Origin of the sequence: Peteryoungia wuzhouensis, from assembly GCF_003205195.1 — a bacterium.
GTDB lineage: Bacteria > Pseudomonadota > Alphaproteobacteria > Rhizobiales > Rhizobiaceae > Allorhizobium > Allorhizobium wuzhouense.
This window is the reverse complement of the sequence record NZ_QJRY01000005.1, coordinates 90,534-105,547: the sequence shown is the minus strand read 5'-3', so window position 1 is coordinate 105,547 and position 15,014 is coordinate 90,534. Positions and strand designations below refer to the sequence as shown.

General features: G+C 60.7%; 13 protein-coding genes. 4 read left to right on the top strand and 9 right to left on the bottom strand.

The window, feature by feature from the left end; genetic code table 11:
• Positions 1-414: 414 nt before the first annotated feature.
• The 9 genes from cysG to DMY87_RS14385 all read right to left on the bottom strand — a co-directional run bounded on the left by cysG (position 415) and on the right by DMY87_RS14385 (position 12,781).
• Positions 415-1,890, bottom strand: coding sequence for a siroheme synthase CysG (cysG, locus tag DMY87_RS14425; protein ID WP_110792335.1), 1,476 nt, complete (start codon positions 1,888-1,890; stop codon positions 415-417).
• Entirely contained in the window at positions 1,862-4,519 is a 2,658-nt protein-coding gene (locus DMY87_RS14420; RefSeq protein ID WP_110792593.1) for a nitrate reductase, read from the bottom strand. Before DMY87_RS14420 ends, cysG begins: the two co-directional genes overlap by 29 nt.
• Before the next feature lie 30 nt (positions 4,520-4,549).
• Positions 4,550-4,885 (bottom strand): nitrite reductase small subunit NirD, encoded by a 336-nt coding sequence (gene nirD / locus DMY87_RS14415; RefSeq protein ID WP_110792334.1) that lies wholly within the window; start codon positions 4,883-4,885, stop codon positions 4,550-4,552.
• Between the two features lie 4 nt (positions 4,886-4,889).
• Positions 4,890-7,337 carry a nitrite reductase large subunit NirB gene (gene nirB / locus DMY87_RS14410; RefSeq protein ID WP_110792333.1) on the bottom strand — a complete coding sequence of 816 codons (2,448 nt, stop codon included), beginning with the start codon at positions 7,335-7,337 and terminating at the stop codon, positions 4,890-4,892.
• Between the two features lie 5 nt (positions 7,338-7,342).
• Positions 7,343-8,140 (bottom strand): ABC transporter ATP-binding protein, encoded by a 798-nt coding sequence (locus DMY87_RS14405; RefSeq protein ID WP_110792332.1) that lies wholly within the window; start codon positions 8,138-8,140, stop codon positions 7,343-7,345.
• Between the two features lie 11 nt (positions 8,141-8,151).
• The gene (gene ntrB / locus DMY87_RS14400) at positions 8,152-9,048 is read right to left on the bottom strand and encodes a nitrate ABC transporter permease (RefSeq protein WP_110792331.1); all 897 of its coding nucleotides are present in this window, start codon (positions 9,046-9,048) and stop codon (positions 8,152-8,154) included.
• A gap of 181 nt (positions 9,049-9,229) precedes the next feature.
• Positions 9,230-10,528 carry a CmpA/NrtA family ABC transporter substrate-binding protein gene (locus DMY87_RS14395; RefSeq protein ID WP_110792330.1) on the bottom strand — a complete coding sequence of 433 codons (1,299 nt, stop codon included), beginning with the start codon at positions 10,526-10,528 and terminating at the stop codon, positions 9,230-9,232.
• Between the two features lie 353 nt (positions 10,529-10,881).
• A complete protein-coding gene (locus DMY87_RS14390; RefSeq protein ID WP_110792592.1) occupies positions 10,882-12,153 on the bottom strand; it encodes a CmpA/NrtA family ABC transporter substrate-binding protein in 1,272 nt (423 codons plus the stop codon).
• A 34-nt stretch (positions 12,154-12,187) separates the two neighbouring features.
• Positions 12,188-12,781, bottom strand: coding sequence for an ANTAR domain-containing response regulator (locus DMY87_RS14385; protein WP_110792591.1), 594 nt, complete (start codon positions 12,779-12,781; stop codon positions 12,188-12,190).
• 276 nt (positions 12,782-13,057) lie between these two features.
• Here DMY87_RS14385 and DMY87_RS14380 point away from each other — a divergent pair, with 276 nt between their 5' ends.
• The 4 genes from DMY87_RS14380 (at position 13,058) to DMY87_RS24340 (ending at position 15,014) form a co-directional block, all read left to right on the top strand.
• Positions 13,058-13,504, top strand: a complete 447-nt coding sequence (locus DMY87_RS14380; RefSeq protein WP_110792329.1) for a MerR family transcriptional regulator — start codon at positions 13,058-13,060, stop codon at positions 13,502-13,504.
• Complete coding sequence (locus DMY87_RS24400) at positions 13,494-13,742, top strand: hypothetical protein (RefSeq protein ID WP_245408923.1); 249 nt, start codon at positions 13,494-13,496, stop codon at positions 13,740-13,742. Before DMY87_RS14380 ends, DMY87_RS24400 begins: the two co-directional genes overlap by 11 nt.
• Positions 13,721-14,071, top strand: a complete 351-nt coding sequence (locus tag DMY87_RS24395; RefSeq protein WP_245408922.1) for a PIN domain-containing protein — start codon at positions 13,721-13,723, stop codon at positions 14,069-14,071. The genes DMY87_RS24400 and DMY87_RS24395 overlap by 22 nt, the downstream gene beginning before the upstream one ends.
• A 142-nt stretch (positions 14,072-14,213) precedes the next feature.
• A complete protein-coding gene (locus DMY87_RS24340) occupies positions 14,214-15,014 on the top strand; it encodes a hypothetical protein (protein ID WP_205908169.1) in 801 nt (266 codons plus the stop codon).

Below are 15,014 nucleotides of genomic sequence, written 5' to 3'. Positions count from 1 at the left end.
CTTGATGCAAGTCGTTCGCTAGGATCAGCATCGGCAATAGACGTAGATCTGCGAAGCCTCCGCCTTGAGCTGGTTCGAACTATCGACTCTGTTGTTGCACCCTCATCATTGGCATTTTTTTGGCCAGGCCAATAATTCAACGACCGTTTAGGCGCCATAGAACAAACTTGCTAAGCTGAATTGCACCTGAGGCAGAAGGCGCTTGTTGTAGTTTTCGCGCGAACTAAATGTTGGCCGCTAAAGGCAATGCATGGCGGGATCTGTAACTTAGACCTGAGCATGCCCCCCCTCAATCTGGACACGCTTGTCGATGCGATGCCTCGGCGCACCGCGCATGGCGAACAGATCCTTCAACTCGAAGGCACAGGCCATTACACTACGGACTACCCAACTGAAGGCCTCGGCTGCCACTGCTCAAATCATTCGTGACATTTGCTCTTGCGTGCTGACTTCATGAGAAAGAAAGCGTCGCCCGGCTATCGCACGAAAAACCGCGCCGACACCTATCAGAACAGGTTCATCGACGCCGATTGTCTGCATGGCATCTGGCAGGCCTCCAAGGGGCCCGGCCCAGCGGCGCTCCTGCGTGCGGCTGACAGAGGACACGACGACAACCGGCGTGTCGGACGTCATGCCGTTCTCGCTCAACCGTTGCTCGATCTGCCCTGCCATCCGCCCACCCATGTAGAAGATGGATGTCTGGTTTGCTTTGGCGAGCGAGGGCCAGTCAAGGGTTCGCGGCAATTCGGCGTTCCGGGAATGGCCGGTGACGAAACGAACCTGCTGGGCGTGGTCGCGGTGGGTGAGCGAGGTCTTTAGTGACGCCGCCATGGCAGAAGCCGCGGTGATGCCCGGCACGACGTCGACGGCAATCCCCTCGCTTTCCAGTCTTGCAATTTCTTCGCCCGCGCGACCGAAGATCATCGGGTCCCCCGATTTGAGGCGGACGACACGTTTGCCGGCCTTTGCGAAACGCACCATCATGTCGTTGATGTCGTCCTGGCGGCAGCTTTCCCGACCGCCTCTCTTGCCAACGAGGAAGCGTTTCGCCTCTCGTCTCGCCAGTTCCAGAACCTCCGGCGAGACGAGGTCGTCGAAGAGGATGACGTCGGCTGCCTGCAATGCCCGCATGGCCTTCAGCGTCAGAAGTTCGGCATCACCGGGCCCTGCCCCAACCAGTGTCACCGATCCCGAGCCCGGAGCAGACGCGATCTGCTCCGCCGTCACCAGCAATTCGTCCGCAGTCTCTTCCGTCGGCGGTTCATTCGTCATCAGGCTTTGCGCAACGAACCGTTCCCAGAAGAGCCGCCTTGGCCCACCGGGCGCAAGCCGGCGATTGACCGCTTCTCTCAGCCGATGCGCAAGGCTTGCCCATTGCTTCACGGACGGCGGCAAGAGTGTTTCGATCCGCTGGCGGATGGCCTGGGCGAGGATGGGGGCTGCCCCATCCGTCGAGATCGAGACGATAACCGGCGAGCGATTGACGATCGAGCCGAACTGGAACTGGCAGTAGGCCGGCTTGTCGATCACATTGACAGGCACGCCCGCCGCACGCGCCGCACAAAAGAAGGCGCGCGCCTCGTCCTCGGTTTCGCAGTCGGCGAGCGCAAGTGAAGCTCCGGTGAAGATGCCGCAATGCCACGGGTGTGCGTGGTGGATCAGAGAAGTCCGCTCGATCAGCGCCGTCATGGTCTCGCCGAGATCATCTGTTTCGCAATAGAGCTCGACCTTGGCACCGCAGGCCTGCAACAGCTCGGCCTTCCAGGCAGCGCCATCCGATCCGCCGGCGATGACCGCCCGCTTGCCTTGAAGGTTCCAGAATACTGGAAGCTTGGCGAGTGCGGAAATACGTTCCTGTCCGTCACTCGGCGGCAATGGATTGCGTGGCATCCAGGATTCTCCTGATTTCGGGGCGGCACGAGCCGCAATTCGTTCCGGCACTCAAGGCAACGCCGATGGCTTCGACCGACCGGCAGCCACCTCGTGCAGCCGCGTTGATCTGGTTGATGCCGACCGAAAAGCAGGAGCAGACGATCGCCCCCTTGTCCGGCCGGCCGGCAGCCGGTCGACCGGCAATCAGCATCGAGCGCGCACTGCGATCCGGATGGCTTTGCCAGAGCTGGTCGACCGCCCATTGCCGCGAGACAGAGACCGGGTTCGACGAGACGAATAGGCCGGCCATCAGCTTTCCTCCCTCGAAGGCAAGCAAGCGGTGGTCACCGGCTCGCTGGTCCATGTAGCCGGAGGATTCATGATGATCCTCAAGCTGCAGGCTGCGCCGCAGCCAGGTCTCCCAACCCTCGGCAGGTGGATCACCTGCAAATTCCACGCGGTAGCCGCCTTCAGCTTTCGCGATCGACCAGTAGGCAAACGGCAGATCGAGCGGGCGCGTTGCCGACACCAGGAAGCCGTGGGCTTTCGCCACGTGGCGGGTGACCGACGCCCGAGCCATTTTCAACGCCGGTTGGCCCGAGATCGGATCGACGCGGGAGGAGACCAGTGTATCGACGCCGGCGCTGGGCGCCGTCTCGCCCGTCCAGTGCATCGGCACGAAGATCGAGCCGCGGCTCTGGCGTTCGGTTAGCAGGGCCCGCACGATGATCGACCTGCCGTTAGCACCCTCGACGTTCACCAAATCGGCATCGCCGATACCGGCCTCATCCGCGTCTGCCGGATGGATCTCGCAGTAGGGTTCGGCGATATGTCCGGACAGCCGGGCGCTCTTTCCCGTCCGCGTCATCGTGTGCCAGTGATCGCGGATCCGGCCCGTATTCAGGGTGAAGGGATAACATCCATCGGCCTCTTCAAGTGCCGGTGCAGTGACGGGCACAAAGCGCGCCTTCCGGTCTGCAGTGAAAAAGCCGCCATCGGCGAAAAAGCGTGCAGTCGATGATCCATCTTGCCGCAAAGGCCATTGGAACGGCAGAAGGGCGTCATAGTCTTCCGCGTTGATCTCGGCATGGGCACCAATGTCGAAATCCCGTTCGCCTTTGTTCTCGAAAGCGGAGAGCGCCGCATGCTCGGCATAGATATCGGCCGGACCGCGATAGTCGAAACCAGGATCAAAGCCTAAGCGTTTGCCGATCTCTGCCAACTGCCACCAATCGGCGCGGGCCTCGCCTGGAACGGACAGGAATGGCCTCTGCCGGGAGATCCGCCTTTCGGAGTTCGTCACGGTCCCCGATTTTTCGCCCCAGCCGCTTGCCGGAAGCAGGACATGGGCGAGACGGGCCGTGTCGGTATCCTTTTGGATATCCGAGACCACCACGAAAGGACAGGCTTCAAGCGCTGCCTTGACGGCAGCGGCATCGGGCATGGAGACCACAGGATTGGTCGACATGATCCAGATCGCCTTGATCCGCCCATCGGCGACCGCCTCGAACATGTCGACGGCCTTCAGGCCAGCCCGCTCCGCAATGACCGGCGACTTCCAGAAGCGTTGCACGCGCTCGCGGTGCACGGGGTTCTCGATCGCCATATGGGCCGCGAGCATGTTGGCGAGCCCGCCGACCTCGCGGCCACCCATTGCATTGGGCTGGCCGGTCAATGACAGCGGCCCCATGCCAGGCTGTCCGATCCGGCCTGTCGCCAAGTGACAGTTGAGGATGGCATTGACCTTAGCGGTGCCGACGAACGACTGGTTGACCCCCTGGCTGTAGCAGGTGACGACCTTCTCAGTCTGGGCGAAGAGGCGGAAGAACTGGCGCAGCAGCATGCCGGAGACACCGGTCGCATCGGAGAGATCCGCCATGCTTCCGCGCGAGGCGGCAAGTAGCGCTTCGCCAAACCCAGAGGTGTGCTTTCCGACATAGTTTTCGTCGATTGCGCCTGTTTCCGCCAAATAGGCAAGGAGGCCATTGAAGAGAGCGATGTCACCGTCAGGCCGGACCGCGAGATGCAGGTCGGCAATGTCGCTGGTCGCAGTTCGGCGGGGGTCGATCACGACCACCTTCATGGCAGGACGTGCAGCCTTGGCCGCCGCCAGGCGCTGGTAAAGGACCGGGTGGCACCAGGCCATGTTGGAGCCGACCAGGACGACAAGGTCGGAGAGCTCCAGGTCCTCGTAACAGGCGGGCACAGTATCGGCGCCAAAGGCACGGCGATGTCCGGCAACCGAGGATGCCATGCACAGGCGCGAATTGGTGTCGATATTGGCAGAGCCGATGAACCCCTTCATCAGCTTGTTGGCGACGTAATAGTCCTCTGTCAGCAATTGCCCGGAGACATAAAAGGCGACGGAATCGGGGCCATGATCGGCGATCGTCCGCTGGAAGGTCGAGACGACGAGATCGAGTGCCTCATCCCAACCGGCGCGTTGGCCGTGGATTTCCGGATAAAGCACGCGCCCTTCAATGTCGAGCGTTTCGGCGAGCGCCGATCCCTTGGAGCAAAGACGACCGTAATTGGCCGGATGGTCCGGATCTCCCCGCACGCTGACCTTCCCCTTTTCGTCAACTGCGGCGATCACGCCGCAGCCGACGCCGCAATAGGGGCAGGTCGTCTTGGTTTCAGAGGGCATGTCTGCGGCTCCGCGCATTGATCATCCCACTTACTCGGCTGCGACCATCATGCTTTCGAGCATGATGGAGAGATGACCGTCGATATTGCGGACTGGAATGGTCTTGACCTCGCCTTCATCGGCCCCGAGCGCCCGGCCGGTTTCGAGCGAGATCACCCAGTTGTGCAGTGGGCAGGTCACGGCCTTGCCGTGGACAATGCCTTGCGTGAGAGGGCCGCCCTTATGGGGGCAGTGATCCTCGATGGCGAAGACCTCGTTCTCGGCTGTGCGGAACACCCCGATCTTGCCTTGGGGGGTCTTCACGCAGCGCGCGCCGCGCAGCGGAATATCGTCAATGGTGCCGATTGCGATCCAGTTTCCGTTCATCGCCTCACTCCGCAGCCTGATTGTAGTTGATGGTCGCCATAGGCTTGAACTCATGCTTGTCCTTGCCGGAGACGCGCTCGGACCAGGGGTCAACCTGGGCGAATTTCTGACTGAAAACGAAGCGGTCGTAGTAAGCGCGGCGCTTGTCGGCATCCTCCATGATCTGACGGCGGATTTCGTCATGGCCGATGCGTTTCGCCCATTTGTAGATGCGCTCGAGATAGCGCCCCTGCTCGCGATACATCTGGGTGAGTGCCACGATGTGCTCCAGCGCCTCTTCCTCGGTTTTGACGAGGCCGAGCACATCCGTGCCCTTGATATCCAGGCCAGCAGCGCCGGCGAAGTGGATCTCGAAGCCACTATCGACGCAGATCACACCGATATCCTTGCAGGTGGCTTCGGCGCAGTTGCGCGGACAGCCGGAGACGGCAAGCTTGAGCTTTGCCGGTGTCCACGAGCCCCACATGAATTTTTCGAGCTTGATGCCAAGCCCCGTCGAATCCTGCGTGCCGAAGCGGCACCAGTCGGAGCCGACGCAGGTTTTCACGGTGCGCAGACCCTTGGCGTAAGCCTGGCCTGACACAAAGCCGGCCTTGCCCAGATCGGCCCAGACGGCGGGAAGGTCTTCCTTCTCGATGCCGAGCAGATCGATGCGCTGGCCGCCGGTGACCTTGACCATCGGTATTTCGAACTTGTCCACGACATCGGCGATGGCACGCAATTCGGCGGCGTTCGTCACGCCCCCCCACATGCGCGGCACGACGGAATAGGTGCCATCCTTCTGGATGTTGGCGTGAACACGCTCGTTGATATAGCGCGACTGGTAATCATCGGCATATTCGTCGGGCCAATCCGAGACGAGATAGTAGTTGAGCGCAGGGCGGCATTTGGCGCAGCCGCAGGAGGTCTTCCATTCCAGCTCCTGCATGACGGCGGGAATGGTCTTCAACCCCTTCGCCTTGATCAGCCGGCGCACATCGTCATGGCCGAGTTCGGTGCAGATGCACATCGGGGTCACGGCTGCGGGGTTATAGGCGTCGCCCAACGTCAGCGCCATTAGTTGCTCGACAAGACCTGTGCAGTTGCCGCAGGAGGCAGACGCCTTGGTGTGGGCGCGCACGCCATCCAGCGTCGTCAGGCCCTTGGCCGTTATCGCCGAGGTGATCTTGCCCTTGCAGACGCCGTTGCAGCCGCAGATTTCTGCATCATCCGGCAAGGCTGCAACGGCCGCCATAGGGTCCAGCGGGGTTCCCCCCTGATAGGACTGGCCGAAGATCAGGGTGTCGCGCATCTGCGAAATATCGGTTCCACGCTTCATCAGGTCGAAGAACCAGGAGCCATCTCCCGTCTCGCCATAGAGCACGGCGCCGAGGATCTTGTTGTCCTTCAGCACGAGCCGCTTGTAGATGCCGGCCGAGGCATCGCGCAGCACGATTTCCTCTCGATCAGGCGCTTCTGCGAAGTCGCCGGCGGAGAAGAGATTGATGCCGGTGACCTTGAGCTTCGTGTTGACGACCGAGCCGTGATATTCGCTGGTCCCCCCGGTCAATCGATCGGCAAGGACGCGGGCAGCTTCGTAAAGCGGCGCGACCAGACCGTAGCAAGTGCCGCGATGTTCGGCGCATTCGCCGAGCGCAAAGACGTTAGGGTCCGAGGTCATCATGCCGTCGTCGACGACGATGCCGCGGTTGACGGCGATCCCCGCCTCCTTGGCGAGGCTAGAGGCCGGGCGGATGCCGACGGCCATAATCACCATGTCGCCTGATATCACTCGGCCATCTTCCAGCTCGATGCCCTCGACCTTCTCGGTGCCGAGGATCTGTTTGGTGTTGGCCTTGGTGATGATCTCGATGCCGCGTTCGGTGAGCGCCTTCTCAAGCAGGTAGGCTGCGGCGGGATCGAGCTGGCGCTCCATGATGGTCGGCATCAGGTGGATGACCGTGACATCCATGCCCTGCCGCTTCAGTCCGTAGGCTGCTTCGAGGCCGAGCAGGCCAGCGCCGATGACGATGGCCCTCCCCTTGCCTTCCGCTATCCTCAGCATGGCGTCGACGTCGTCGAGATCGCGGTAGGGCAACACGCCGGGCAATTGATGACCTGGCACCGGGATGATGAAGGGTAGTGAGCCTGTCGCGATGACCAGCTTGTCGTAGGCGACAGTGATGCCGTTCGCCGAGGTGACCGTCTTCGCATGCCGGTCGATCTCTGTGACCTTGGCGCCCTTGTACAGGGTCACGCCGTGCGCCGCGTACCAGTCGTCATTGTGGATGACGATGTCTTCATAGGACTTTTCGCCTGACAGCACCGGCGACAGCATGATGCGGTCGTAGTTGACGCGCGGTTCGGCGTTGAAGATCGTCACGTCGAAATGGCCGGGGGCCTTTTCGAACAGTTCTTCCAGCATGCGCCCCGGCGCCATGCCGTTGCCGATGATGACGAGTTTTTCAGCCATTGATGTTACTCCGCGGCTTCGACAAAGCGGTGGCGTTCGTAGAGGAACTTCAACACGGCTTCGCGGGATTTGAGGTAGGTGCGGTCTGCGGCGAGCGCGATGCGGTCGCGCACCCTCGGGATCGGGACCTCAAGCACCTCGCCGATGCGGGCGGCGGGGCCGTTGGTCATCATGACGATGCGGTCGGACAAGAGCACCGCCTCGTCGACATCATGCGTGATCATGATCATCGTGTTGCCGAGACGGGAGTGAATCTCCATCACCGCATCCTGCAGATGAGCGCGGGTAAGAGCATCGAGAGCTCCGAAGGGCTCGTCGAGCAACAAGATCTTCGGCTCCATCGCGAGCGCCCGGGCAATGCCGACACGCTGCTTCATGCCTCCGGAGATTTCCGCTGGGCGCTTGTCTTTGGCATGCGCCATCTGGACGAGATCGAGGTTGCGCATGACCCAGTCATGCTTTTCCGCCTTCGTCTTCTTGCCCGCAAAGACCTTGGAAACAGCGAGATTGACGTTTTCGTAGACGGTCAGCCAGGGCAGCAGCGAGTGGTTCTGGAAGACGACTGCACGTTCCGGACCAGGTTCATTCACCTCGACGTTCTCGAGGAGGACGGCTCCGGCGGACACCCGCGTCAGACCGGCGATCAGGTTGAGCAGTGTGGACTTGCCACAGCCGGAATGGCCGATAATCGAGACGAACTCGCCCTTGTCGATGGTGAGTGTGACGTCTTTCAGCACCTCAGTTCGCGTACCCGAACGTTCGAAGCTTTTGTCGATATGGTCGATCTTGAGATAGGCGTTCATGGTCGCTCTCCTCAGTTCTTCGCGGTGCCGCGGGTGATGACGTTGCCGAGGAGGGCGACCAGCTTGTCGAGGACAAAGCCGGTCACGCCGATATAGGCGAGCGCCACGATGATGTCGGAGAGACGCGAGGAATTCCACGCATCCCAGATGAAGAAGCCGATGCCGACGCCGCCGGTCAGCATTTCGGCGGCAACGATAGCCAGCCACGACAGGCCGACGCCGATGCGAAGGCCGGTGAATATGTAGGGGGCAGCAGCCGGCACCATGATGCGGATGAAGAATTCCAGCGGGTTGAGGCGCAGCACCCGGGCGATGTTACGATAGTCGTCTGGAATGTTGCGCACGCCGACGGCGGTGTTGATGATCACGGGCCAGATAGACGTGATGAAGATGACGAAGATCGCCGACGGGTTCGAATTCTGGAAGGCCGCAAGCGACAGCGGCAGCCAGGCGAGTGGCGGTACCGTGCGCAGGATCTGGAAGATCGGGTCGAGACCACGCATGGCCCAGACCGACTGACCGACGACGGCACCGAGAAAGACGCCAACGATGGCGGCGAGGCCAAAGCCGATTGCCACGCGCTGCAGCGAGATCAGCACCCGCCAGGCCAGACCGATATCCTGCGAGCCATAGTCGAAGAACGGATAGGCAATCAGATCATAGCTGTCGATCCAGACCTGCGACGGCGGTGGCAGGGTTGCGCCTGGGTTTGAACAGGCGATCTGCCAGACGGCCAGCAACGCAATCAGCACCACAAGCGGTGGCAATACATTGCGACAGATAAGGATTGCGATGTGTTGAACGTCGAATCTGCGAGCCGGGCGCTGTGCCATCATGACGACGGTACCGGTCTTCGTCGTGGACGTGGCCATCGCCTGTAGATCAGCCTTGCGAGCGGTTGCGGTCATGGTGTGGTCCTCTTGGGCGGTTGGTAGATGGTGGGCGATGAGGGATTGCCCCTCATCCCCCTGCCGGGACCTTCTCCCCATGAACGGGGAGAAGGGGATTTGGGCGAGGCTCCAGCCCCATCTCCCCTCGCCCCGCTTGCGGGGAGAGGGTGGCGGCAGCCGGGTGAAGGGCAAGGACGCCTTACGCCCCGGCCTTGATCGACAGGCTGTCGAGATAGGCCCTCGGGTTTTCCGGATCGAAGACCTTGCCGTCGAAGAAGGTCTCAGGACCACGCGACGAAGAGGCCGGAATATCGGCAGCAGCGATGCCGAGGTCGGCGGCTGCGGCGCGCCAGATGTCCTCGCGGTTGACCTTGTCGACCAGCGCCTTGATATCGGTATCGGGTGCGAATTTGCCCCAGCGGACGTTCTCGGTGAGGAACCAGGCGTCATGGCTCTTGAAGGGATAGGAGGCGTGATCCTTCCAGAACTTCATCTCAAGGCCCGTGTTTTCAACGAGGCGGCCATTGCCGTAGTTGATGGTGCCCTTGAGGCGTCCGGCAACATCCTTCGGCGGCACGTTGAACCACTGGCGCTTGCCGAGGATCGCGGACATCTCTTCCTTGTTGTCCATGCTGTCGGCCCAGATCTGGGCTTCCATAACGGCCATCATCAGGGCCTTCGCGGCATTCGGGTACTTCTCGATCCATTCGGTGCGCAGGCCGAGCGCCTTTTCCGGATGGCCCTTCCAGAGCTCTCCGGTGGTGCAGGCGGTAAAGCCGATGCCCTGGTTGACGAGCTGCTCGTTCCAGGGTTCGCCGACACAGAAGGCGTCCATGTTGCCGACCTTCATATTGGCAACCATCTGCGGCGGCGGGACGACGATGGTGGAAACATCCTTGTCCGGATCGATACCGCCGGCGGCCAGCCAATAGCGGATCCAGAGGTCATGGGTGCCGCCGGGGAAGGTCATGGCCACCTTGATCTCGCCGCCGGCAGCCTTCTTGGCGGCAAAGGCTTCCTTCAGCTTGGAGGCATCCAGCTGCACGCCGGTTTCGGCATATTCCTTGGCAACCGAAATGCCCTGGCTGTCGAGATTGAGGCGGGCGATGATCGACATCGGCACGGGCACATTGTTCTGCGTGACCTTGCCGGTTTCCATCAGGTAGGGCATCGGGGTCAGGATATGGGCGCCGTCGATGCCGTTCGCCTCGCCACCGAGGACAAGGTTGTCACGGGTGGCGGCCCAGGAGGCCTGCTTCAGCACTTCGACATCGGGAAGCCCATGTTTTTCGAAGAAGCCCTTTTCCTTGGCGATGATCAGCGGTGCTGCATCGGTGAGTGCGATAAAGCCAAGTTTTACGCCCGTCACTTCAGGCCCAGCGGTTGCAGCGAATGCGCCGGATGGGAATGCCAGGCGGGCAGCGCTCGCTAGTGCTGCCGCAGAACCGAGTTTAAGAATCTGACGCCGGCTGATGCTCGTTGCTGTGGTCTTGGTCATAGCTTGTGCCCCTCTTTGTCTAGTGACGGAGATCCGGAAAACGAAAAAAACGCCGCGTGCTTTCCTGCGGGGTCCTGGCGGGAGGAGCCGGACAGCAAGAAGCCTGCGACGTCATTGTCTGATGGTTATCTGCGCCTCTAAGGCGCTCATCCGTCCCGCGATCGCCGTTGACCGTGGACATAGAGAGTGAAGCAAGGGCCGTGCCAGTTTCGTCTGGCGACGGTTAAGCGTCCGAAAAACAAGCGCTGTTTTAATGGAAGGTGCGACCGCCTCTCGACAGTCACAAGATCAGCCTGCTCGTTCGAGGGCCTGACTTTTCGTGCAAATGCCTCAGGTTTGTGCACCGCAGCGCATCAGCTATCGACCGTCCTCGGGCTAGACGACAAGCTTGATCGGACCGGAAATCGCTCGACGTAAGCTTGGACTTCATCCGGATCAAAGCGCGTGCCATCCATGAAGCCATCATAGCCACCGGACGCCTTTTCGCTCGCCGCATCCGGTAGGGCGGCATCCTGCCCCAACGCTGTGATGTAGAGGTCAGGCCGGAAAGCGCTCCGCGCATGCATCATGCCTTCATCACTGAAGTCTGCCTGACCCCAGCGAAGCATCTGGCTGTAGATCCAGCTTGCCTGATCTGGCCGCGGATGATTGGCGGCCCCGCGATGGAAGAGGAAATAATCCGGGACGACCCGTTTTGTCCCCTGCGCATCAAGACTGAACTCGCCATTCAAGACGCGGCGAATGATGCCCGTGGGCGCTGCGATGTATTCCGGCGCGCTCAGGATCTCGGCAAGCTCGTTATGGTGAGCAGGGTCATCGCACCAGCGCGCCGCCCGATCGAGCGCGACGATCAGACGGGAGACCGTGTCGGCATTGGCATCGGCCCAGTCGGGGCGCATGCCGAGCACCTTTTCAGGTGCCAGAGGCCAGATATCCTGCTTGGCAGCCACGATGCGCCCCGTGCCCCGTTCCGACGCAATCATGTTCCAGGGCGCCCCGACGCAGAAGCCATCGATCGCGCCGGCCGCGAGCGCATCCGAAGTCAGCGGTGGCGGAACCACCACCAGCTTCACGTCCCGGTCCGGATCGATGCCGCCCGCCGCCAGCCAGTAGCGGAACTCGTAATTATGCGAGGAGAAGGGATAGGTCATCCCGAGTGTGGGCACCGGTTCGCCCCGCGTTCGCATGTCGGCGAGCAAGGCCGCCAGCGCCCTGGCATTAGCCAAGGCATCGGCATCATCTGCCAGCCCCGTCAAAGACTTCATCCGTTCGAAGATTCGGGCGGACAAGGTTATGGCATTTCCGCCGCGACCGAGGGAAAAGGGCGCGATCGTCGGCGAGGGATTGGAGCCAAGCCCGAGCATTGATGCGACGGGCATCGGCGAGAGCATGTGGGCGATGTCGAACTGGCGGAAGGCAAGCCGATCGCGGACATTCGCCCAGGTAACGTCCCGGACAAGCTCGAGGTGCAAGCCCTCCTTTGCCGCAAAGCCGAGTTCTGCTGCGACGATCAGGATCGAGGCATCCATCAGCGGGATGTAGCCCGCCCTGAGCGTCCTCTGCTCCTTGTCACGCACAGTCACGGGCGCATGGATGACAGTATCGCCGGATTGGGTTGAAACCATATCGCTCACCAGCATTCTCCGATCCATGCCGCGCTCACAGCAACAGTCCTGCAGCCGTCACGACACTCTGCGCGATATCGGCCAGCTTCTTCTTCTCGTTCATGGCGGTCTGTCGAAGCAGAGCGAACGCCTGCTCCTCGCTCAAGCCCCGCATTTTCATCAGGATGCCCTTGGCGCGCTCGATGACCTTGCGCTCCTCGAGCGCATTGCGCGCCTCGACCAGTTCGCGTTGAAGGCGGCTGAAGGCATTGAAGCGGCTCACCGCCATGTCGAGGATCGGCTTGATACGCTCTTTCTTCAGCCCATCGACCACATAGGCCGATACGCCGGCATCGACGGCAGCCTCAATGGCGGCAGTATCCGAGCGATCGACAAACATGGCAATCGGCCGCGAAATCATCCGGGTGAGCTGGAACATATGCTCCATCATGTCACGATTGGGGTTCTCTATGTCGATGATGATGACATCAGGATCCATCGTCTCGATCAGCCGCGCGACACCCTGCATCTCATGGATCACCCGGACATTCAGATGCCCGGCTTCGTTCAACCCCTCTTCGATGATCGAGGCCCGAATGGCATTTTCGTCAATGACAAGGATCGTCAGATCAGTCGAAGGTTTTGACATGCTCACGCCACGGCTGCCACGGACAACGAGTGCCGCGTGGTTCGCAGACATCTCTCTGGAGCCACTGCTGCGTCCAACACGCGCCGTGGCTTCCTTTCAACTGCATGAGTGGTCGTGTGTACGGACAATGCAGTCTCCCACTTACATCTGTACGTCATCAAGCAATTTTCACGCCAGATTTCTCGCCCTCATCACCACCATTGCAACCAACCTGGGCTTTCAGTTATTGCAGTTAGATGCCTTCTTCGCTATATTGGCAATCAAGGAGATAGAGTAATGGCCAGCCAGATTGTTCATTTCGCCAGACTGTCAGATCGCGACCGAAAAATAGCAACGCCCTTTCCAAAGCTGGTTGCCGGCGACAGGCTGGAACTCCACGTTCGTGATGCAGGTGGCAAGGAGCGGACCCTCCCCATCCCGCCCTCGGCCGCCGCGGCTGTTGAAGCTCTTCTGGCGCACATGCTGCGCGGAGAGCGCGTTGCCGTGCTGGCCGAGGACCAGGAACTGAGCCCGAGCGAAATTTCAGCCATTCTCGGCATCTCCCGTCCGCTCGTCGTCTTGCGCATGGACCGGGGCGATCTGCCATTCCGCTACGTCGGCAAACACCGCCGCGCCCTCCTTAAGGATGTGCTCGCGTTGAAGTCGAAGCTCGACAAACGACAGACGGCGATCGAAGGGCTAGCCGAGGACACAGAGGACCTGATCGAGACCTATGGCCTCTAATCCGCCCGTCGCGGTCTACGATGCCTGCGTCCTCTACCCCTTCCACCTGCGCAACATTCTGATCCAGTGCGCCTTCGACGGTCTCGTCGAGGCTCGCTGGACCGACGATATACATTATGAGTGGATGCGCAATCTCGCCGCTAACACACCAGGTTTCTCCATCGACCGTCTCGAAGCCACGCGCGACCGGATGAACGCCGTCCTCCCAGAGCAGTCGTGGCGGACTATCGCCCGTTGATGCACGAGCTCACGTTACCGGATCCCGACGATCGGCATGTTCTGGCAGCCGCCATTTCAGCGAAGGCCTCCGTTATCGTCACCTGGAACCTGAAGGACTTTCCCGCGAGAAACCTTCTCGCCCATGGTGTGACCAGTAAGTCGCCAGATGATTTCCTCATCGATCTCCATGCGGCGCTTCCTGATGCATTAATCTCCAGTGTCAGGAGTACAAGGCATAATCTGCGCAAGACAACCCCGTCCGTTGAGGCGTTCATCGACGCGCTTCATCAAGGCGGACTGAAGAAGTTTTCAGGGGTGCTTCGCCGGAACATAGCCGGATTGAAGTGAGCAGGATCCTTGAACTGCCGAGAGCGCCCCACGACTTCCGTGGGTTACCGTGTCGCCCTCGCCAGCTTTACGGACTTTTAACTGTCTGCCCCTAATTCCGCACGCCCTCGGCCTGAGGCACCGAGAAACTGCGGAATGACACATGCCAAACGAAGATCTTTCCAAACACCATTTTCAGAAGAAGACTTTGACCTACTGCGATGTCCGTATTGCACCCGTGGCGCCGGATTGGGTCGTAGAGAACATAAGGCCGTACCTTATCGGTTTGATCACTTGTCGAAAGACACCCGCTCTCGCGAACAATCGCTACGACTGGCGGCACATTGCACATGATTGCGGAATCGATGAAGCCCTGAAGACAACGCTGAAGAAGCAACTGCGACCAGCCCTGGATGCGATCATGCGCTGGCTGAAGGAGCCGCCTGTAGAAGACGACGCTCCGAAAGGCAGAAGACTGCAAGCTGCGCCGAAATCCGGTGCCACGGGACAGTTTTCCCCCTCCCCGACAAGCCAGCATCACGAAGTCGAAGAGGTCGAGAGCTCGCCCTCACCTGGCCGCCCCGGCCCTAAGCCGAGACCAGCTTCTGAAAAACCAGAACCATTGTTCGAGGCGAACGAAGACCCAAGTTCATTCGCCGATGCACTCGCCTATCAAATGCGCCGCTTTGGCGAGAGTTACTGGCAACTCCACCGGGCTGTCGTTCGCATAGACGAAACCTTTGATGCGAAGACCTTGCTGTCGTGGATTGAGGGCCAGCGTGTGCCTCGCTCGGTGGCCAGCTATGACGTACTTATCCTAAAGCAGACAGGATCCTATGAGCAGGCAAGCTATGCCATCCAGGACACGCCTGACGTCGTGCAGCAGCACTATGGGCGCTTTCTGCCGCAGGACAAAGCAGCATTGGCGGCGCGGATCCTCAACCAGGTATGGGAGGCAGCGTAG